General features: G+C 72.7%; 17 protein-coding genes. 7 read left to right on the forward strand and 10 right to left on the reverse strand.

The window, feature by feature from the left end:
* Positions 1 to 44: 44 nt before the first annotated feature.
* Positions 45 to 956 (forward strand): EamA/RhaT family transporter, encoded by a 912-nt coding sequence (locus DEI82_RS13315; protein ID WP_111037259.1) that lies wholly within the window; start codon positions 45 to 47, stop codon positions 954 to 956.
* A 9-nt stretch (positions 957 to 965) separates the two neighbouring features.
* Here DEI82_RS13315 and DEI82_RS13320 read toward each other — a convergent pair whose 3' ends face one another.
* Both DEI82_RS13320 and DEI82_RS13325 read right to left on the reverse strand, forming a co-directional pair.
* A complete protein-coding gene (locus DEI82_RS13320; RefSeq protein WP_111037260.1) occupies positions 966 to 1,808 on the reverse strand; it encodes a dienelactone hydrolase family protein in 843 nt (280 codons plus the stop codon).
* A 121-nt stretch (positions 1,809 to 1,929) separates the two neighbouring features.
* Entirely contained in the window at positions 1,930 to 2,835 is a 906-nt protein-coding gene (locus DEI82_RS13325) for a PHB depolymerase family esterase (protein WP_111037261.1), read from the reverse strand.
* Positions 2,836 to 2,932: 97 nt separating this feature from the next.
* On the opposite strand from DEI82_RS13325, the gene DEI82_RS13330 reads away from it, so the two are divergent.
* Entirely contained in the window at positions 2,933 to 3,277 is a 345-nt protein-coding gene (locus DEI82_RS13330; protein ID WP_111011037.1) for a MerR family transcriptional regulator, read from the forward strand.
* A 103-nt stretch (positions 3,278 to 3,380) separates the two neighbouring features.
* Here DEI82_RS13330 and DEI82_RS13335 read toward each other — a convergent pair whose 3' ends face one another.
* From DEI82_RS13335 to DEI82_RS13350, 4 genes are read right to left on the reverse strand one after another with little or no spacing between them, the layout of a single operon-like run.
* Entirely contained in the window at positions 3,381 to 5,117 is a 1,737-nt protein-coding gene (locus DEI82_RS13335; RefSeq protein WP_258372068.1) for an ABC transporter ATP-binding protein, read from the reverse strand.
* Positions 5,118 to 5,152: 35 nt separating this feature from the next.
* A complete protein-coding gene (locus DEI82_RS13340) occupies positions 5,153 to 6,013 on the reverse strand; it encodes an ABC transporter permease (protein WP_111037284.1) in 861 nt (286 codons plus the stop codon).
* A gap of 35 nt (positions 6,014 to 6,048) precedes the next feature.
* Entirely contained in the window at positions 6,049 to 7,179 is a 1,131-nt protein-coding gene (locus tag DEI82_RS13345; protein ID WP_309146651.1) for an ABC transporter permease, read from the reverse strand.
* Positions 7,164 to 8,864, reverse strand: a complete 1,701-nt coding sequence (locus DEI82_RS13350) for an ABC transporter substrate-binding protein (RefSeq protein ID WP_111037263.1) — start codon at positions 8,862 to 8,864, stop codon at positions 7,164 to 7,166. Before DEI82_RS13350 ends, DEI82_RS13345 begins: the two co-directional genes overlap by 16 nt.
* A gap of 31 nt (positions 8,865 to 8,895) precedes the next feature.
* On the opposite strand from DEI82_RS13350, the gene DEI82_RS13355 reads away from it, so the two are divergent.
* Positions 8,896 to 9,516 carry a TetR/AcrR family transcriptional regulator gene (locus DEI82_RS13355; protein ID WP_111013912.1) on the forward strand — a complete coding sequence of 207 codons (621 nt, stop codon included), beginning with the start codon at positions 8,896 to 8,898 and terminating at the stop codon, positions 9,514 to 9,516.
* Between the two features lie 67 nt (positions 9,517 to 9,583).
* Here the strand turns inward: DEI82_RS13355 and DEI82_RS13360 are convergent, their stop codons facing one another.
* A complete protein-coding gene (locus DEI82_RS13360; protein ID WP_111037264.1) occupies positions 9,584 to 10,678 on the reverse strand; it encodes an acyltransferase in 1,095 nt (364 codons plus the stop codon).
* Between the two features lie 86 nt (positions 10,679 to 10,764).
* Positions 10,765 to 11,841 carry a cation diffusion facilitator family transporter gene (locus DEI82_RS13365; RefSeq protein WP_111013911.1) on the reverse strand — a complete coding sequence of 359 codons (1,077 nt, stop codon included), beginning with the start codon at positions 11,839 to 11,841 and terminating at the stop codon, positions 10,765 to 10,767.
* Between the two features lie 305 nt (positions 11,842 to 12,146).
* Between DEI82_RS13365 and ileS the strand changes: the two genes are divergently transcribed.
* From ileS to ndk, 4 genes are all read left to right on the forward strand, one after another.
* Positions 12,147 to 15,413 (forward strand): isoleucine--tRNA ligase, encoded by a 3,267-nt coding sequence (gene ileS / locus DEI82_RS13370; RefSeq protein ID WP_111037265.1) that lies wholly within the window; start codon positions 12,147 to 12,149, stop codon positions 15,411 to 15,413.
* 82 nt (positions 15,414 to 15,495) lie between these two features.
* On the forward strand, positions 15,496 to 16,914 hold the full coding sequence (locus DEI82_RS13375) for a bifunctional folylpolyglutamate synthase/dihydrofolate synthase (RefSeq protein WP_375334633.1): 1,419 nt from the start codon (positions 15,496 to 15,498) through the stop codon (positions 16,912 to 16,914).
* Positions 16,911 to 17,354, forward strand: coding sequence for a DUF4233 domain-containing protein (locus DEI82_RS13380; RefSeq protein ID WP_111037266.1), 444 nt, complete (start codon positions 16,911 to 16,913; stop codon positions 17,352 to 17,354). Before DEI82_RS13375 ends, DEI82_RS13380 begins: the two co-directional genes overlap by 4 nt.
* Before the next feature lie 52 nt (positions 17,355 to 17,406).
* Positions 17,407 to 17,826 carry a nucleoside-diphosphate kinase gene (ndk, locus tag DEI82_RS13385; RefSeq protein WP_111011044.1) on the forward strand — a complete coding sequence of 140 codons (420 nt, stop codon included), beginning with the start codon at positions 17,407 to 17,409 and terminating at the stop codon, positions 17,824 to 17,826.
* Positions 17,827 to 18,112: 286 nt separating this feature from the next.
* Here ndk and DEI82_RS13390 read toward each other — a convergent pair whose 3' ends face one another.
* Together DEI82_RS13390 and DEI82_RS13395 are read right to left on the reverse strand one after the other, a co-directional pair.
* Positions 18,113 to 19,033 carry a thioredoxin domain-containing protein gene (locus DEI82_RS13390; RefSeq protein ID WP_111026919.1) on the reverse strand — a complete coding sequence of 307 codons (921 nt, stop codon included), beginning with the start codon at positions 19,031 to 19,033 and terminating at the stop codon, positions 18,113 to 18,115.
* A gap of 143 nt (positions 19,034 to 19,176) precedes the next feature.
* Positions 19,177 to 19,779, reverse strand: coding sequence for a vitamin K epoxide reductase family protein (locus tag DEI82_RS13395; RefSeq protein WP_258368710.1), 603 nt, complete (start codon positions 19,777 to 19,779; stop codon positions 19,177 to 19,179).
* Positions 19,780 to 19,864 lie beyond the last annotated feature (85 nt).

The raw sequence follows: 19,864 nt of genomic DNA on the forward strand, positions 1-19,864 counted from the left end.
CGCTGCCGAGCGGGCGGCGCGACAGCGACGCGCGGAGGTCGGATGTGCTGACCGTGGTCCTCGGGCTGCTCGGCGCCATGACCTACGGGGTGTCCGACTTCCTCGGCGGGGTCGGGTCGCGGACGGCGCGGCCGATCGTGGTCACGGCCATCGCCGCGGTCGTCGGCATCGTGCCGCTCGTGGCGGCCGTGCCCTTGCTGCACGCCCGGTTCACCGGCCACGCGCTCCTGTGGGGGTCCGTCGCCGGGATCGCGGGCTCGGTCGGCGTCCTGCTGCTCTACGCCGCGCTCGCGATCGGGCCGATGAGCGTGCTCTCGCCGGTCACGTCGGTGTTCGCGGCCGTCGTGCCCGTCGTCGTCGGTGTCGTCGCGGGGGTTCGACTCGGGCCGGTGGCGATCGCCGCGATCATCGCCGCCGTCGTGGCCGTCGTGCTCGTCGCCACCTCGGCGAGCGGGTCCTCGACGCCGCTGACCCTCCGCGGCCTCGGGATCGCCGCCGTGTCGGGATGCGGGTTCGGGGTCCTGGTCATCGCCTACGCCCGGACCGACGCAGCGGACGGGATCGCGCCGCTCGTCGTCGCCCGGGTGATCCAGGCGATCGTCATGTGGACGGGCGTGCTCGTCGTCGTCGCACGATCACGACGCGCTGCCGCTGCTGCGCCCGCCGGAGCTGAGGGTTCGCCGGATCGCGCACCGCTCCTCCCGGTCCACCGGCGGTTCTGGGTCGTCGTGGTCGCGTGCGGGTGCTTCGACGCGTCCGCGAACGTGTTCATCCAGGCCGCACTGCACGTGTCCGACGATCCGGCGGCGCTGCCCGTGGTCAGCGTGCTGGACGCGCTCTACCCGATCGGGACGATCCTCCTGGCCGCGATCGTGCTGCGGGAGCGGCTGTCGCGCGTGCAGGTCGCGGGCTTGGTGCTCGGGTTCGCGGCGAGTGCGACGCTGGCACTCGCGTGAGGTCCGCTGTCAGGCAGGCTGCGTCTGCTCGCCAGTGCCTGCGGGCGTGAGCCGGTCGCGCAGGAACTGAACCGTGCGGTCGCGGGCCGCGAGTGCGGGATGCCCGGGGACCTCCCGGACCTCGTTGGTGAGCACGGAGTGGGCGTGCGGGTCGAAACCGCCGCTGTTGCCGGGGGACGAGTCGAGCTCGATGACCTCGAAGGCGTCCCCGAGCCGACGCTTGAGTGTCTCGAACCGGGCGCGGGGCACGCTGCCGTCCTCGCTGAACCGCAGGCCGAGTGCACACACCTCGCCCGCGGCGGCACGCGCGGCGATGCGGTCGAACTCGGCCGTCGAGACGGGCCCCGGCGCGAGCTTGCGCGCGCGGCCGAGGGGGAACGGGACCGCGGGCTGACTGAGGACCGATGCCCTGACCGTGTCGTCGATCGCCGCCGCCAGCGCGAAGCCTCCGGTGAAGCACATGCCGATCACGCCGACACCCTTTCCCGGTGTCCGAGCCGCGAGGTCCGCGGCGACGGCGCGCAGGAAGTCGGTCACCGGTCGATGCGCGTTCACCGCGAAGGCGCGGAACTCCGCCGAGACGCACAGTCTGGCGACCACGCCGAAGGTGGAGGCGGGCGTCGCCGACCGACCCGGCTCACCGAAGGGCGATGGGACGACGACGGTGAAGCCGCTGTCGACCAGGTGCTCCGCGAGCCCGAGGACCTCGGGCGTGATCCCCGGGATCTCCGGGATGAGGACCACGCCGGGGCCGGTGCCCTTCTCGAAGCAGTCGTACGTCAGACCACCGCCCGTGAACGGTGAGCGCGTCCATCCGGTGAGGTCGGACTCCGGTGCGGTGCTGGCGGGCATGGCGGCTCCTTCGTCGGTGGATGCAGCCTAGGGGGCGGTGCTCGGTCGGGTCCGTGCGGTCACCCGCGCTGCTCGGTCGACCCGCCGCTGCCAGCGCGCCCGGCACTTCGTCGCCCGCCGCTCACCCGGCGTGCCGGGAAGCCCGACTCCCGTCCTCCGCGCGGCGTCCGCCGATGCCGAAGAACGCCGCGGCCGCGGCCGCCACGGACGAGTCGTGACCGGTGCGCCCGAGGACGAAGGGCGCCCGCTTCGGCCCGGGGACCGTGTGCCCGCCCCGGTGGACCGTGACCAGGCGGACGGGCAAGCGCCCGTCCTCCCGGTGGTCGACCTGCTCCATCCACGTCGATCCGTGCCCGTCGGAGGGGATCCGGTCCACGACCCCCGGCGTGCTGATGCCGTTGCGCCGGGCGAAGTACGCGGCCGTGTCGTGTGCCGACAGGGCGCTGCCGCCGACCTTGAAGAAGCGCTGTGCCCACGGCTTCATCGCGCCACCGGCGTAGGGCGCGATCGGGTCGGCCGTGCCGTGCACGAGCAGGATCGGGAGCGGCGTCGTGGCAGGTGTCTCGGTGGGGAGCAGGAAACTGTCGGGCGTGGGCATCGTCGCGGCGACGACCGTGACGCCGGCCAGCAGTTCCGGTACCTCGTGCACCAGGCGCATGGCCATCTGGCCGCCGTTCGAGTAGCCGATGACGAACACCCGGTCCGGGTCGATGCCGTGGGTCGCCCCGAGGTCCCGGATCACGGCGCGGACGAACCCGACGTCGTCGATCCCCTCGAGTCGTGCCGGGAACCCGCTCTGCCGTCGGGCGTCGTTCCAGTTCCCGCGGTACCCGTCGAGGTACACGACCACGGCCGTGCCGCTCGCCGCGAACGCGTCGTACATGCCGCCCGTGAAGGCGCGGTGCTTCGCGCCGGTCTGCTTCGACCCGTGCAGGACGAGGACGAGGTCTCGGGCCTGCTGGGCCTCCGGATCGCCCACGATCGTCATCGTCCGCTGCCTGCCGTCCACGTCGATGGTGCTGCGCATGCCCGTCCTCCTCGTGCTCGTGTGCCCTGCTGTGTGCGGTCGGGACCGACGCTAGGGTCTGACATCGTGTCAAGGTCAAGCGAGCCGGAGGCGGCGGATGAACATCGGTGAGCTGAGTGCACGGTCCGGCGTCAGCGCCCGCTCGTTGCGGTACTACGAGCAGCAGGGACTCCTCAGCGCTCGCCGCAGCCCGAACGGCTACCGGACGTACACCGACGACGCCGTCGAGAAGGCGCGGGTCATCCGGACGATGTTCGAGATCGGGTTCTCGCGCGAGGACGTCCGGGCGGTCATCCCCTGCGCGACCGGGCGGCACGACACGGTCGACCGCCGCGCCGTCCGGGGCACGGTCGAGCGGATGCGCGACGACATGTCCGAGCGGATCGACGAGCTCGTCAGGACGCGTGCGGCGTTGACGGAGTTCCTCGAGCGCGGGGTGTGACCGCGCGGCGTGCGACCGCGGGAAGCGACTGCGGGGAGCGACAGCGCGGGGCGCGACAGCGCGGGCGCGAGATGCGCGCCGGTCCTGACCGCTGACGCCCGACCTACCCCGCCGCCAGCCGCTCCGCCGCCGCCAGGAGCCGCGCCGTGACCGGGTGCGCCGGCCGCCCGAACACCCGATCGGCCGGCCCGGCCTCGACCACCCGCCCGGCGTCGAGCACCAGCACGTCGTCGCTCATCCGCCGCACCGCCGCCAGGTCGTGCGAGACGAAGAGCATCGTCGTTCCGGTCTCGCGCTGCAGCCGCTCGAGCAGCGCGAGCACCGCGTCCTGCACGGTGGCGTCGAGCGCGGTGACGGGTTCGTCGAGGAGCAGCAGGTCCGGTCCGGTCGCCAGGGCCCGGGCGATCGCGAGCCGCTGCCGTTGCCCGCCGGACAGGGTGCGGGGACCGCGGGGCCGGAGCACGGGGTCGAGGTCGACCCGGCGCAGGGCGGCGTCCACGGCGTCGGCGACCGCACCGGCGGCACGTCGAGCGCGTCCCGCGGTGAGTGCGTCGACGAGCACCCGCTCGACGCTCCATCGCTCGTCGAACGTCGACCCGGGGTCCTGCACGACGGCGGCGATCCGGTGACGACGTGCCCGCCGCGCGGCTTCCGGGAGGGGCGCCCAGGCCGCGCCGTCGAGTCGCACCCGTCCGGTGGCCGGGTCCGTCAGCCCGAGGAGCACCCGGGCGAGTGTCGTCTTGCCCGACCCGGATGCGCCGACGACCCCGAGCGTCCGGCCCCGAGCCAGCGCCAGATCGACGTGCTCGAGCACGCTCCGTCCGTCGTACCGAGCGCCGAGGTCCTCGCCGACGAGCACCGGCTCACGGGCGGCTGACGAGGCCGGAGGCACGGCGTGCCCGGCAGGACCGGCGCCGACCGCGGGACCGGCGCCGGCCGCAGGATCGGCAGGCACCGCGGGATCGGCCGTCGCTGCAGGCGGGGCCGCCATCGCGGAACCGGCGGTCCCACCGACCGGATCGGCGAACCCGGAACCCGAGCGCACCGCGACCCGCGCGCGCTCGGCCGCGGCGACGAGCGCCCGCGTCACGGGATGGCGGGGCGTCCGCAGGACGGAGGCGGTGCGCCCGCTCTCCACGATCCTCCCGTCCGTCATGACGGCGACGCGGTCGGCCCAGCCCGCGACGAGGCCCATGTCGTGCGTGATGAGGAGGAGTCCGGCGCCGGCGTCCCGGACGCGCTGCAAGGTCTCCATGACCGTGACGGCGATGCCGGCATCGAGCGCCGTGGTCGGCTCGTCCGCGATCACGAGTGTGGGACCACCGACGATCGCGGCGGCGATGAGCGCCCGCTGCCGCATCCCGCCGGACAGGGTGTCGGCGCGCCGTCCGTCGCGGGCGAGCGCGGGGTCGAGACCGACCCGGTCGAGCGTGGCGGCGACCCGGTCCAGCCGCTCGCGCGCAGTGAGTCCGGTGTGGAGGCGGAGGGCGTCGGCGACCTCGCGGCCGACGGGGCGGAGCGGGTCGAGCGCGCCGAGGGCCTCCTGGCCGACGTACCCGACGCGATGGCCGCGGATCCGGCGCCACCGTCGCTCCGAGGCGGTCCGCAGGTCCGCGCCGTCGAGCTCGAGCCGCCCCGCGGTGACGCGGGCGCCGGGTGTCGAGAGCCCGAGGAGGGCCCGCGCCGTCACCGACTTGCCCGACCCGGACGGGCCGACGAGCGCGACGCACTCGCCGGGCGCGATGCGGAGGTCCACGCCGCTGACGACGGTCCGGCCGTCGATCGCCACGGCGAGGTCGGTGACGTCGAGGACCGGGAGGCCCGCGTCCGGCGTGTCCACGGACGCACCGCCGGCGACGGGTGACCCGCCCGCGCTCACCGCGGTACCCCGAGTCCGCGGAGGCGACGCCCGAGGACGGTGACCGCGGCCGCGGTGACGACGATCGCGAGCCCCGGGAAGGCGCTCGTCCACGGGGCGGTGTCGAGGTAGGTCCGGCCGTCGGCGAGCATCGCGCCCCACTCCGGCGCCGGCGGCGGGGTCCCGAGGCCGAGGTAGCTCAGGGCCGACGCCCACACGACCGCCTGCCCGACGCCGAGGGTGCCGACGGCGACGATCGGCCACAGCGCGGTCGGCAGCACGTGGTGCACGACGATCCACGTCGGGCGACGACCGAGCAGCACGGCGGTCTCGGCCACGGAGGACGCCCGCGCGGTGCGGACGAGCCCCCGGACGATGCGCCCGTACCCGGGGGCGGTGGCGAACCCGACGGCGATCGTCGCGGGGACCGCACCCGGCCCGGTCACGGTGATGACGACGAGCGCGACGAGCAGGATCGGCAGGGCGAACCCGACCTCGAGCACCCGTCCGACCACGGCGTCGGCGATCCGGCCGCCGAGCCCCGCGACGAGCCCGAGGAGGACCCCGGCGACGCCGCCGACGAGTGTCGCGACGACGCCGACGGTCAGCGAGGCGCGGGTTCCGGCGACCACGCGCGCGAGGACGTCGCGGCCCGACTCGTCGGTGCCGAACGGATGGAGCGGGGACGGCGCGAGCAACGCCTGCGCAGGGTGCACCGCCAGCGGGTGGGCGCCGCCGAGTGCGGCCGGCCAGACGGCGGCGAGGACGGCGAGGAGCACCACGACGGCGGCGACGCTCCCGGACGGTCCGAGGGCGCGGACCGTGCGTCGCCATGCGGTGCCCGGCGCGCCGACGGTCGCGGGGACGGCATCGTTCACGCCGGCCGACGGGAGGCCCGGGTCGACGATCCCGGTCACGGAGCGGCCCGCCCCGTGGTCGGCCGGGGAGCACCCGGGCGGGGCCGGCGGGTGCGTCGGACGGACGAGCCGGTCGGTCCCGTGCGGGTCACCCGCGGGTCGACGACGCGTTCGACGAGGTCCGCGACCGCGAGCACCACGACGTACGCGAGGGCGGACACGAGCGCGATCCCGGCGACCAGGGGCATGTCCCGCTCGGTCACGGCGCCGACGAGACTCCGTCCGATGCCGGGGAGTGCGAACACGGATTCGACGACGACCGCGCCGGACACGAGCGACCCGAAGGCCCAGGCGCTCAGGGCGATCCCCGGCAACGCCGCGTGCCGCAGCAGGTGCCGGGAGAACAGGCCGACGGGGGACTCGCCTCGCGCTCGCGCCGCGAGGGCGAACGCGGACCGCTCGGCGTCGAGCACACCGTCGCGGATCGTCTGCGCCAGGTAGCCGGCCACGGGGACCGCGACCGTGACGGCCGGGAGCACCCATCCGCCGACCGTGCCGTCGCTCACCGCGGGGGCCCATCCGAGCCCGGTCGCGAACACGACGATGAGCACGCTGCCGAGCCAGAAGTGCGGCGTCACGCTCGCCGCGACCGCGATCCCCGACGTCAGGGCGGCGGCGATCCGCCCACGACGGGTCGACCACCACGCGGCGACGACGGCCAACGCCCACGCGACGACGAGTCCGGCGAGCGCGAGCGTCAGGGTGACCGGGAGCTCCTGGGCGAGCAGGGCGGCGACCGGTGTGTGGAAGGTGTACGAGTCGCCGAGCCGCACGGTCGCCAGCCGTCCGAGGAACACCGCGTACTGCACGACGACGGGGCGGTCGAGCCCGTACTCGGCGCGGACGTGCGCGACCGCGGCGGCCGAGGCCTGCGATCCGGGCCCGCCGAGGATCGCCTGCGCGGGGTCGCCGGGGATCGCACGGATCGCGACGAACACGATCGTCGCCACGGCCCAGAGGACGACGACCGCCCCGACGACCCGGCGCGCCAGCCAGGCCGCGGCGGTGCCGAGCCGGACCCGGGGAACGGGGTCGGGCCTCCCGGCCGGAGCGGCCGGACCGGTCGGAGTGGCCGGACCGGTCGGAGTGGCCGGACCGGTCGCGCCGTCCGTCAGTGGTCGATCCACGCGGTCCCGAAGTCCGGGGTGCTCACCGACGTGGTCGTGATGCCGTGGACGCTCGACCGGTACAGGAACTGGTTCTGCTGGTCGTACAGCGGCAGCACGGTGCGGCTCGTGAGGATCCGGTGCTGCGCCTCGGCGTAGAGCGTGGACCGCGTGGTCGGGTCCGTCGTGCGGGCGGCCTGTTCGAGCTCGGCGTCGAGCTGGGGCTCGGACAGCTGCGCGAGGTTCGCGAAGTACCCGGACGGCGCGGGCGTGATGCTCGCGCTGTCGTACAGGATCCGGAGCACGTCCGGGCCGACCTTCGTGTACGGGGCACTGACCACGTCGTAGTGGTTCGCGGCGAGTGCGGCGTACCAGCTGGACAGGTCGAGCTGGTCGATGCGGACGTCGAAGCCGACGGCCTTCTCGGACGCCTGGATCTGCTGGAAGAGGCTGCGCTCGGCCGGGATCGACTGGTTCGTCGACACCGGGAACGTGACGGTGAGCCGCTGGCCGTCCTTCGTGCGGACGCCGTCCGACCCGACCTTCCAGCCGTCCGCGTCGAGCAGGCGCTTCGCGGTCGCGGGCGAGGAACCGAACAGCCGCTTGTCGCTCACGGCGAGCGGCTCGACGCTCGACAGGACGGAGTACGACCGCTTCGCCGTGCCGAGGAACAGGGAGCGGATGCCCGGATCGATCTGCGCGCCGGCGATGAACGCCTTGCGCACCTGCTCGTCGCGGAACACCCCGTGGCCGGAGTTGAGCTCGAGCCGGTTCGAGGCGCCGGGCCGCGGGGCGTCGAGGTCACGGATGCTCCCCGTCGAGCTCGCCGCGTGCAGCTGGTCGGGCTGGGCGTTGTCGATGACGTCGACCTGGCCGGACTTCAGCGCCGCGTAGCGCGAGGTCGAGTCGGGCAGGAACCGCCAGGTGATCCCGGACAGCCGGGGCTTCGTGCTCGAGTTCCCGAGCGGCGTGAAGTGCGTGTTCCGGGTGAGGCTGACGTGGTCGCCGTGCACCCACTTCGTCACCACGAACGGACCCGTCCCCACCGGGCTGGCGCAGTTGGTCGCCTGCGAGCGGGCCAGCGCCGTCGGCGACTCGATCCCCACCCACGGCTGCGACAGCGACTCGAGCAGGGCGCTGTCCGGGCGGCTGAGGCGCAGCGTCACCGTGTGGGCGTCGGTCGCGGTCGCCGTCGTGATCGCGCCGAGGGCCAGGTACCCGGTGCTCGACGCGGTCGCCGGGTCCTGCACGTGCTCGATGTTCCGGACGACGGCGGCCGCGTCGAACGGCGTCCCGTCGCTGAACGTGACGCCCTCGCGCAGGTGGAAGGTCCAGGTGCGGCCGTCGCTGCTCGTGGTCCAGCTCGTCGCGAGGGCGGGCTGCGCCTTCCGGTCGCTGCCCATGGTGACGAGCTCCTCGATGTACTGCGACGCGAGGAGCGCCTGCGGGTAGTTGCCACCGACGTGCGGATCGAGGCAGGTCGGTTCGGCGTCGCCGGACGCGTACACGAGCGTCCCGCCGTGCGTGGGCGTGCTGCTGGCGCTCGGGCTCCCGCCGGAACACGCGGCGACGGCCAGGAGGACCGCGGTCGCGCCCGCCACGGTCGTCGCGGTGCGCGCGACGCGCTTCGAGCGGGTGCGGATCAGCGGGGGAGCGACCGCGGTGCGAACGGCGGAGGCGATTTTGTGTACCGAGTCCAAGAACATGTTCGGGTGAGTCTAGCGGTTGAATGGGGGCATGGCCGATCCGGAGGACCCACAGGCGGAGCGTGTGCGCCGAGCCGGCCGCCCGCGGCGCTCCTCGGCAGTGGTGCTCGCCGACGCCGCCGCCGAGCTCTTCCTCGAGCAGGGGTACGCCGGCACGACGGTCGACCACATCGCGCAGCGCGCCGGGGTGAGTCGCGCCACGTTCTTCAACTACTTCACCGCGAAGTCCGACGTCATGTGGCTGGAACTCGACGAGGCCGTGCGCGAGATCCCCGCGCTCCTCCGCGTGTCCGAGGAGCGCTCGCCGGTCCGGGCCGTCGAGGACGCCCTGCTCGCCGCGGCCCGGCGGCACGACCCCCAGCGGGTGCCGTGGTCGATCGCCCAGGCCGAGGTCATGCGGATCGGCCCCGAGCTGGTGCAGAGCGCCGCGGCCCGGATCATGGGGCAGCACAGTGCCGTCGCCGCGTTCGTCGCCGACCGCACGGGCGAGCGTCCGAGCGGGTTGTGGCCCCAGACGGTCAGCGGCGCGATGCTCGGCGCGGCGGCCGCGGCGTTCGGGGTGTGGGTCGCCGACGGGGTCGGGCGTGGACCCCTCGTCGAGTACGTGGCCGCGGCGCTGACCCCCGTCGCCGCGGGACTGGACGCGCGGTAGCACGCCCGCTGGACCCGTCCGGCGTCCCCTCGGGATCGTCCGGTGCTCCCTCGCCCCAGGTCGGCGCTCAGACGGCCACGGCGACCGGTCGTCGGTGCCGACGCGCGAGCCCCGCGCCCGCCCAGCGGTCCCCGGCGACCGCGAGCGCGAGGAGCGTCACGGCGGCCACCGCGAACGGTACCGGTCCGGTGTGCGGGAACCCCCACTGCACGAGCAGCGGCCAGTGGAACACGTACAGCCCGTACGAGATCGACGCCAGGAACGCGGACGGCGCCGCGACGCGGGTCAGGACCCGGCCGAGCGCAGCGGCGAGGGCGGGCCGTGCCCGCAGCGTCGGCGCCACGACCGCGACGAGCGTCACCAGGGCCGTGGCCACACCGAAGTGCCGGACCATGAGCAGCGGGTAGGCAGCGAACCCGCCGCCGGTGCCCAGACGGAGTGTCGTGCCCACGGCGAGCGCCGTGAGCGCCGTGAGCCAGAGCAGCTCCGGGGCGAGCGCGCGTGGACCGACCCGGTCCTGGAGGAACGCACGCGCCATCGCCGCGCCGGCCCACCACACGAGCAGGTACGCGAGCACGAGCACGGCGTGCCCGGGGTGCACCGTGTAGGCCGCGAACGCCGCGAGCGACACCGCACCGACGAGGTGGGGGGTCAGTCGCGGCCACCGGTGCAGTGCCGACGCGAGGAGCGGGAACACCAGGTAGAAGGCGATCTCGTACGACAGCGACCACAGGGCGAGGTTGTGGAACGGCGGGTCGACGATGACCCCCGGCTTCAGCGCCCCGTTGTCCTGCAGCGCCACGAGGGTGCCGAGGACCTGCCCGGGGTGGAACTCGGCCACGAGGTCGCGGTCCGCCGCCGCCACCCCGATCGACAGCACCAGTGCGAGCACGAGCGGCGGGTAGATCCGACGGAGACGCCGGAACAGGTACGCGCCGACCCCGCCGCGCCGGTCGAACTCGTTGGCGTACACGACGAATCCGCTGAGCAGGAAGAAGACCATGACGGCCTCCTGCCCGAACGCGAACACGTCGCGCAGGACCACGGGTCCGCCGTAGGCGTTGACCGACACGAGGTGGTGGGCGACGACCTCGAGCGCCGCGAGTCCGCGCACCGCGTCGAGGAACACCCGCAGGCCGCGGGGGAGTGCCGGTCGCGCCATCGGGACCTCCCGTCCGTCGACGCTGATGGTCCTCGGGGGCCGGTGGGGCCGTTCCCAGCACCCCTGGGACGGTCGTGGAGGCCCGGTCAGGCGCGGAGGGTGCGCCCGTCGCCCGTGGCGACCTCCTCGAGGGTGCCGTCCTCGACGATCTCCGGCACGTCGCCGTCGTTGTCCGGCACCAGGCTCGCGTCCCCAGGCTGCGAGAGCGTGAGCACGGCCTCCTCGATGTAGGGGCTCGACTCGAGCTGTTCCTCGACCGCACGCAGCCGGAGCGCGACCTGCTCCTCGCGCTCGTTGCCCGCCATGTCGATCGCCGCGACGAGGTACACCCGGCTCGGCCCGACGAACTCGAGGTGCAGGTACGTCACACGCTCCACCTCGGGCTTGCGGAGGATCTCCGCGAGCACGGCGTCCTCGAGCTCGGGCGACGTCGACTCCCCGATGAGGAACCGCCGGTTCCGGTCGATGAGCACCACCGCGACCACGCCGAGCAGCACCCCGACGGCGATCGAGCCGAGCGCGTCCCACACGGCAGACCCGGTCAGCTGGTGCAGGAGCAGGCCGAGGAACGCGAGGACGAGACCGACGAGTGCCGCGGAGTCCTCGGCGAACACCGCGCGGAGCGTCGGGTTCGAGGACTGGAGCACGTGCCGGAGGATCGGCACCCGGCGTCGGGTCGCCGCGCCGTGGGCCTGCCGGAACGCCTGCAGGAAGCTCGTGCCCTCGAGGCACGCGGAGACCGCGAGCACGATGTAGCCGATGAGGACGTCGCGCGGCGGTTCGTCCGAGGTCAGCTCGCTGATCCCGTGGTAGATCGACACGATCGCGCCGGCCGTGAACAGCCCGAACGCCGCGAACATCGACCAGATGTAGGTCTCGCGGCCGTAGCCGAGCGGGTGGTCGGCGTCGCGCTGCTTGGCGCCCCGGCGCTCGGCGATGAGCAGGAAGATCTCGTTGCCGGTGTCCGCCCACGAGTGCGCCGCCTCGGCGACCATCGACGCCGAACCGGTCAACAACGACGCGAACGTCTTGGCGAGGGCCACGAGCAGGTTCGCGGCGAAGGCGATGACGACCGTGAGCAGGCTCTCGGGCTTCGGGGCGCCCGAGGCCGCCGCGTCCGGGTGGTCCGTGCTCTTGCGGTCCTCGGTCGCGTCGCTCACCATGCCCCCAGTCTGCTCCGCGGGCGGTACGATCGTCCCAGCGGCGTCGATCCGGCCATCACCGGGGAGCCTTCGGAAGAACACCATCCGTCCTCCGCGAGCGTCCCCGGGCGCGAGCGGGAGTCGGGCGGCCACTAGAACCGAACGGGTCGGGTCCGTCACAGCCTGAGCAACGAGCGGTGGTCCGCGCGACGAGAGCAGTGCCTCCCGGCCGTGGCCGCAATCGAGGTGGTACCGCGCCGCCGGGTCGAGTCGACCGGGTGGCGTCCTCGTCGACAGCACGCACACGACCACTCGCCGAGGACCAGATGCGCTACCCCTTGAACGACCCGGACGCCGCCGGCGTCACCCCGTCCCCCTCGTTCCCCGAGGTCGAGCGCGGCGTCCTCGCCTTCTGGCAGCGCGACGACACGTTCCGGGCCTCGGTCGAGCAGCGGCAGGGCTGCGACGAGTGGGTGTTCTACGACGGCCCGCCGTTCGCGAACGGACTCCCGCACTACGGGCACCTGCTCACCGGCTACGCCAAGGACGTCTTCCCGCGGTTCCAGACGATGCGCGGCAAGCAGGTGCACCGCCGGTTCGGGTGGGACACCCACGGACTGCCGGCCGAACTCGAGGCCATGCGCCAGCTCGGCATCACCGAGAAGCACGAGATCGACGACATGGGCATCGACGTGTTCAACGCGGCGGCGCGTCGGTCCGTGCTCCAGTACACCGACGAGTGGCGCGACTACGTCACCCGCCAGGCACGCTGGGTCGACTTCGACGACGACTACAAGACGCTCGACGTCACGTTCATGGAGAGCGTGCTGTGGGCGTTCAAGTCGCTCTGGGACAAGGGCCTGGCGTACGAGGGCTTCCGCGTGCTGCCCTACTGCTGGAACGACCAGACGCCGCTGTCGAACCACGAGCTCCGCATGGACGACGACGTCTACCAGCAGCGCCAGGACCAGTCGGTGACCGTCGCGTTCCCGTTCACCGGCGCCCGCGCCGAGGAGCTCGGGCTCTCGGGCGTCCGCGCGCTCGCGTGGACGACGACGCCATGGACCCTGCCGACGAACGCGGCGCTCGCCGTGGGCCCCGCCATCGAGTACGTGGTCGTGCCGGCCGGTCCGGACGGCGCGGCCGACGGGACCGCGGCAGGCACCGCGTCGTTCCTGCTCGCCGGCGACACGCTCGCCGCGTACGCCAAGGACCTCGGCTACGGCTCCGCCGAGGAGGCCCGTGCCGCGGTCACCCGCACCGTCACCGGTGCCGAGCTCGACGGCGTCGCGTACGAGCGGCTGTGGGACTTCTACGTCGACGTCGAGGGCATGGAGAACGCCTGGCAGGTGCTCGTCGCCGAGTACGTCGCCACGGGCGAGGGCACGGGCATCGTGCACCAGGCACCGGCCTACGGCGAGGACGACCAGGCCGTCTGCTCGGCGGCGGGCATCCCGACGATCCTCTCCCTCGACGACGGCGGGCTGTTCCTGCCGCAGGTGGACCTCGTCGCGGGCCAGCTGTGGTCCGACGCGAACAAGCCGCTGACGCAGGAGCTCCGCGCGATGGGGCGGCTGCTCCGGGTCGCCTCGTACGAGCACAGCTACCCGCACTGCTGGCGCTGCCGGAACCCGCTCATCTACAAGGCCGTGTCGAGCTGGTTCATCCGGGTCACCGACTTCCGGGACCGCATGGGCGAGCTCAACGAGCAGATCACCTGGGTGCCCGAGAACGTCAAGGACGGCCAGTTCGGCAAGTGGGTCGAGGGCGCTCGTGACTGGTCGATCTCGCGCAACCGGTACTGGGGTTCGCCGATCCCGGTGTGGAAGAGCGACGACCCCGCGTACCCGCGCGTCGACGTGTACGGATCCCTCGCCGACCTCGAACGCGACTTCGGGCGCCTGCCCCTGAACGACGCCGGCGAGCCGGACCTGCACCGCCCGTTCATCGACGAGCTGACGAGGCCGAACCCCGACGACCCGACCGGCCGCTCCACGATGCGCCGGATCACCGACGTGTTCGACGTCTGGTTCGACTCCGGGTCGATGCCGTACGCCCAGGTGCACTACCCCTTCGAGAACCGCGAGTGGTTCGACACCCACAACCCGGCCGACTTCATCGTCGAGTACATCGGACAGACGCGCGGCTGGTTCTACGTCATGCACGCGCTGGCGACGGCCCTGTTCGACCGTCCGGCGTTCTCGAACGTCATCAGCCACGGCATCGTGCTCGGGTCCGACGGCCAGAAGATGTCGAAGAGCCGGCGGAACTACCCCGACGTCAACGAGGTCTTCGACCGCGACGGCGCCGACGCCATGCGGTGGTTCCTCATGTCGTCCTCGGTGATCCGCGGTGGGAACCTCGTCGTCACCGAAGAGGGGATCCGCCAGGGCGTCCGCGAGTTCCTGCTGCCCCTCTGGTCGACGTACTACTTCTTCACCCTCTACGCGAACGCGTCGGGGGACGACGGGTACCACGCCACCTGGCGCACCGACTCGACGGACGTGCTCGACCGGTACCTGCTCGCGCGCACCCGGCAGCTCGTGCTCGACGTCACGGCGCACCTCGAGGCCCTCGACACCCCGCTGGCCACCCTCGCGGTCCGCGACTTCGCCGACGTCCTCACGAACTGGTACGTCCGGCGGTCCCGTGACAAGTTCTGGGCGGGTGCCGGGTCCTCGGACGCTGCCCGCGATGCCTTCGACACGCTGTACACGGTCCTCGAGACCCTGACGCGCGTCGCCGCCCCGCTCGCGCCGCTCGTCGCGGACGAGGTCTGGAGGGGCCTCACCGGTGGGCGCAGCGTCCACCTCGAGGACTGGCCGGACGCCGAGGCGTTCCCCGCCGACGACGCCCTCGTCGCCGCGATGGACCGCGTCCGCGACGTCGCGTCGAAGGGCCTCGCGCTCCGCAAGGCGACCGGCAAGCGGGTCCGTCTGCCGCTCGCGACCCTGACCGTCGTCACCGCGGATCCCGCCGGGCTCGAGCCGTTCGCCGACATCCTCCGCGACGAGCTGAACGTCAAGCGCGTCGTGCTCGAGCAGCAGGCCGAGGAGTCGCTGGCGCAGTACGGCATCGAGCGGAAGCTCACGGTGAACGCCCGTGCCGCGGGTCCCCGCATCGGCAAGCTCGTGCAGCAGGTGATCCCGGCGGCCAAGCGCGGTGACTGGACCGCCACCGCCGACGGCGTCACGGTCGGCGGCGTCGACCTGGTCGAGGGGGAGTACACGCTCGACCTCACCGTGGCCGACCCGACGAGCGCGGTGGCGTTCCTCGAGGGCAGTGGCTTCGTCGTGCTCGACACCGTGACGACCCCGGAGCTGGAGGCCGAGGGCCTGGCCCGCGACGTCGTGCGTGCGGTGCAGCAGGCGCGTCGGGACGCCGGGCTCGACGTCAGCGACCGCATCGTCCTGCGCCTCGAGGCCGACGAGGCTGCGAGCAGCGCGATCGAGGCGCACCATGGACTCATCGCGCAGGAGACCTTGAGCAGCCGGCTCGAGCAGGTCGTCTCCGCGCTGGACGACGACGACCCCGGCGTCGAGCACGTCGGCGACGGCGCGCTCGTCCGGGTGGAGGTGACCCGCGTTGGCTGAGATCGGCAACGGTACGAACCCCTACGGCGACGACGACGCGTACGACGAGGACGGCGAGCCCGTCGCCGGGACTCCACGTCCGGTGACGGCGGGCGTCCCCGTGCCGCACGGGCCCGAGGACGACGGCGTCGCCCAGGTCGAGTCGGAGCTGTACGCCCGCATCGGGGAACAAGCCCCCGAGCGTCGGCTGGCGGCGACCCGGCGTGCCGTCGAGCTGCTCGGCGACCCGCAGCACGCGTTCCCGGTCATCCACATCACCGGCACGAACGGCAAGACGTCGACCGCCCGGATGATCGAGAGCATCGTGCGCGCGCACGGGCTCCGCACCGGACTCATGACGAGCCCGCACCTCGTGTCCATCCGAGAGCGCATCGTCATCGACGGCGAGCCCATCCGGCCCGAGTCGTTCGTCGAGAACTGGCGCGACATCCAGCCGTACCTGACCATGACCGACGACGAGCTCCGCGCCGCCGGACAGCAGCCGCTCACGTTCTTCGAGGCGCTCACGGTCCTCGCGATCGCGTGCTTCGCGGACGCGCCGGTCGACGTCGCCGTGATCGAGGTCGGCATGGGCGGCGAGTGGGACTCCACGAACGTGGTCGACGGCCAGGTGGCGGTGTTCACCCCGATCGCGATCGACCACGCCAAGCAGCTCGGCAACACCGTGGCCGAGATCGCCCGGACCAAGGCCGGGATCATCAAGCCCTCGGCGGCGGTCGTCAGCGCCCGGCAGACGCCGGAGGCCCTGGGGGAGCTCGAGCGCGCGGCGGCCCTGAGCGAGGCGACGCTCGCCGTCGAGGCGACCTCCGGCCCGAACGGCGGCTTCCGTGTGCTGTCGGACACCCCGGCCGTCGGCGGTCAGCTCGTCAGCGTCCAGGGCGTCGCCGGACGGTACGACGACCTGTTCGTGCCGCTCTTCGGTGCCCACCAGGCCGAGAACGCCGCGGTGGCGATCGCCGCCGTCGAGTCGTTCCTCGGTCGCGGATCGCAGCCCCTCGACGAGGACGTCCTCAGCGAGGGCCTCGCGGCAGCGACGTCGCCCGGCCGTCTGCAACCGATCGCCCAGCAGCCGACCGTGGTCGTCGACGCCGCACACAACCCGCACGGCGCCCGGGCCCTGGCCGAGGCCCTGCCCGTCGCGTTCCCGTCCGACCACGTGGTCGGCGTGCTCGGCGTCCTCGCCGACAAGGACGCCCGCGGCATCGTTCGCGCGCTCAAGGACGTCGTGGCCACGTTCGTCGTCACGCAACCGCCCGGTCCCAGGGCCCTCGACGCCGACGCGTTCGCCGCGATCGTCGTCGACGAGGTCGGCCCGGATCGGGTGGTCGTCGAGCCCGACGTCGAGGCCGCCCTGGCCGAGGCACGGACCCTCGCCGAGGACGCCGACGCCGAGGCTGACCTGGCCGAGGGGGAGCCGGGCGCAATGGTCCTCGTCGCGGGCTCCATCGTGCTCATCGGTCGGGTCATGGACCTGGTCCACGGCGAAGGCGAGTCGGCATGACGGACGCTCCCCGGACCTCCCCGCCGGCCCGCGGCACACGGATGCGGCGTCCCCGCCCCCCGCGCGGCGCCCGCGAGAGCCTGCTGTCGGTCGTCCTCGTGCTCGAGGCCGTCGTGTTCTTCTTCCCGATGCTCGTCGTGTTCGGCAAACACGAGCTCCCGCCGGCCGCGGCGTTCGGCGGCGGTCTCGGTTTCATGGTCGTGCTCGCCATCGCCTCCCGGCTGACCGGTCGCCCCGCCGGTGTAGGGTTCGGATGGCTGCTGCAGGCGGCCATCCTCGCCACCGGCTTCGTGGAACCGTTCATGTTCGTCGTGGGCGCCATGTTCCTGGCGTTCTGGATCTACTGTTTCGTCAAGGGTGGTCAGCTCGACCGGGCGAATGCGGCCCGCGCGGCGGCCCTCGGCGAGGACCCCGGACCGGGCACCGACGCCGGCGCCTGACCGTCGCCGCCGCACACCGACCACATCCACCCCCGAACCCAGGGAGCAATGCGTGTCCGACCTCGAAGAGACCCTCGTCCTCGTCAAGCCCGACGGCGTCGCCCGACAGCTGACCGGGGAGATCCTCCGCCGCATCGAGGCGAAGGGCTACGAGATCGTCGACCTGAAGATGCTGACGGCGTCCCGCGACCTGCTCAGCGCCCACTACGAGGAGCACCAGGGCAAGCCGTTCTTCGAGCCCCTCGTCGAGTTCATGGAGTCCGGGCCGATCGTCGCCGTCCGCGTCGCGGGCAACGGCGTGATCGCCGGCTTCCGCTCGCTCGCGGGCACCACCGATCCGACCTCGGCCGCGCCGGGCACGATCCGCGGCGACCTCGGGCGCGACTGGGGTCTCAAGGTGCAGCAGAACCTCGTGCACGGCAGCGACTCGCCCGAGTCCGCCGCGCGCGAGCTCGGTCTCTGGTTCGCCTGACCCGCTGTTCCGCGTCTTCCCGACAGGCCCGTTGTCGTCCGACAACGGGCCTGTCGCCGTCTCCGCACGCACACGATGCGCGGGCATCTGACGACGTCACCCCTGTCGTCCGACACCCGCGCCGTCGAGACGAGCACCCGCACCGGGCGTGACCGGGAGGCCCGACACCACCCCGGGGAGCGAGCGGACACCCCGAGACGGAACGACGACGGGCCGCCCCCATCGGGACGGCCCGTCGTCGCACGGCTGACGGTCGCCGCGGGGCTGGCCCGTGGCGACCGTGCGATCAGCCCGCCGAGGGCGTGGCGGTCGGCGTCGCGGTCGAGCTGCCCGACGAACCCACGGCCTGCTCGGCGACCTGCTCCACGAACGACGAGAACGCCGACGTGTCGGTCAGCGACCCGGTGTACTGCTGCCCGTTGACGAGGACGAGCGGAGTGCCGGTGAGCTTCTTGACGTCGGAGTTCGGGATCTTGTCGTTGAGCGTCCGGTTCGTGACGTCGGCGACCCACCCCTTGAACGTGCCGTTGTGGATGCAGCTCGGGATGTTCTCGTTCGTCGCGCCAGCGGCCTTGACGAGGCTGACGATCTGGTCGTCGGTCAGACCCTTGGTCTGCTCGCTCGGTTGCTTCTTGTAGAAGCGCTGGTTCACGGCGAGGAACTTGTTCGGCTCGTAGTTCGCGACACAGGCGGCGGCGTTGGTGGCGCGGGTCGAGTACTTGGTGCCGAGGGAGCTCGCGTCGAGCAGCGCGAACGGATGGAGCTCGAGCGTGGCGTACCCGGCGGTGACCCACTGCTTGATCTGGGTCATGTTCGTCGTCTCGAACTGGTTGCAGTACGGGCACATGTAGTCCTCGTAGATCACGACGTTGATCGTGTCCTTGTGGGCTGCCGTCTTGGTGGCCGTCGGCTCCGCGCCGGCCTTCGTCGCACCCGTGGTGACCGCGGTGATCGACTTGCCGTTGCCGTGCAGGAGGATGCCGTCGCTCGCCATGTTCTTGGGGCCGGGGCCCGCGGGCTGGATCGAGTTCACGACGACGAGCACGACGATCGCGGCGACGGCCAGCACGGCGAGGCCGATGCCGCCCTGCAGGAACAGCCGGTTGCGGCGTCTGCGCTGTTGTTCTCGCTCGCGCATCGCCCGCGCGTGCTCGCGGGCTGCTTCGCGCCGTGCCTTCTTGGAGGAGTTGTCGCCTGCGGTGCTCATCGGCAACAACCGTAACGGGTGCTGGAGGGGGTCGAGCGCGGCTCGGCTGACAAACCTCCCAGAAGTGCGTGACGCGTCATCGACGCCGGTGCGCGGGGCGTCGACATCAGGCCGGCGTCGCGGTGCGGACCGGTCGTACGCGATCAGAAGAGGATGGCCCGCAGCGTCGGGAACATGATGAGGATCACGAGGACGATCACGACGTAGTTGACGAGCACGATGAGCCAGGAGAACGGGAGGACCGCCTGGCCGATCCGACGTCCGCGTTCGCCGAGGTTCCCCCGCGCCAGGTTCCAGCACGTGAACACCCAGAACATCGGGATCGTCATGGACCAGACGAGCATGCACCAGGGGCAGAGCGCACCGATCGACCACACCGTCTGCGTGAAGAGCCACGTCACGAACACCCACGCCAGGAACACCCCGGCGTTGAACGCCACCCAGAACCAGCGGGCCGCGACGACGCCGGCCAACAGCATCACCGCGACGGCGATCGGTGCCACGAACCCCGAGACGCCGAGGATCGGGTTCGGGAACCCGAACAGATGTGCCTGGTGGCTCGCCATGACGTTCGAGCAGCTGATGAAGGGGTTGACGTCGCATCCCAGTGCCTGCTTGGGGTGTTCCAGCAGTTGGTACTCGTCGACGACGAGCCGGAAGGCGCCGTACAACCCGCCCGCCCCGGTGACGAGGAGGAACACGGCCATGGCCACGGGTGGACGACGGAGGGCTTCGCGGGACGTCACGAGCGCCATCATCGCATGCACGTTCGGCGTTCCCATGGGCGGGCGTGCGATAATCGATGGGTCGACGGTCCCGTACCGCCGATGA

This window comes from Curtobacterium sp. MCBD17_019 (genome assembly GCF_003234555.1).
Classification (GTDB): Bacteria; Actinomycetota; Actinomycetes; order Actinomycetales; family Microbacteriaceae; genus Curtobacterium.

Bases quoted from the DNA above. Each gene is read 5' to 3' on its own strand.
- DEI82_RS13325 (WP_111037261.1), bottom strand. From the start codon at position 2,835: ATGCGCAGCACCATCGACGTGGACGGCAGGCAGCGGACGATGACGATC.
- DEI82_RS13365 (WP_111013911.1), bottom strand. From the start codon at position 11,841: ATGGTGAGCGACGCGACCGAGGACCGCAAGAGCACGGACCACCCGGAC.
- ileS (WP_111037265.1), top strand. From the start codon at position 12,147: ATGCGCTACCCCTTGAACGACCCGGACGCCGCCGGCGTCACCCCGTCC.
- DEI82_RS13350 (WP_111037263.1), bottom strand. From the start codon at position 8,864: ATGTTCTTGGACTCGGTACACAAAATCGCCTCCGCCGTTCGCACCGCG.
- DEI82_RS13380 (WP_111037266.1), top strand. From the start codon at position 16,911: ATGACGGACGCTCCCCGGACCTCCCCGCCGGCCCGCGGCACACGGATG.
- DEI82_RS13320 (WP_111037260.1), bottom strand. From the start codon at position 1,808: ATGCCCGCCAGCACCGCACCGGAGTCCGACCTCACCGGATGGACGCGC.
- DEI82_RS13330 (WP_111011037.1), top strand. From the start codon at position 2,933: ATGAACATCGGTGAGCTGAGTGCACGGTCCGGCGTCAGCGCCCGCTCG.
- DEI82_RS13390 (WP_111026919.1), bottom strand. From the start codon at position 19,033: ATGAGCACCGCAGGCGACAACTCCTCCAAGAAGGCACGGCGCGAAGCA.
- DEI82_RS13355 (WP_111013912.1), top strand. From the start codon at position 8,896: ATGGCCGATCCGGAGGACCCACAGGCGGAGCGTGTGCGCCGAGCCGGC.
- DEI82_RS13360 (WP_111037264.1), bottom strand. From the start codon at position 10,678: ATGGCGCGACCGGCACTCCCCCGCGGCCTGCGGGTGTTCCTCGACGCG.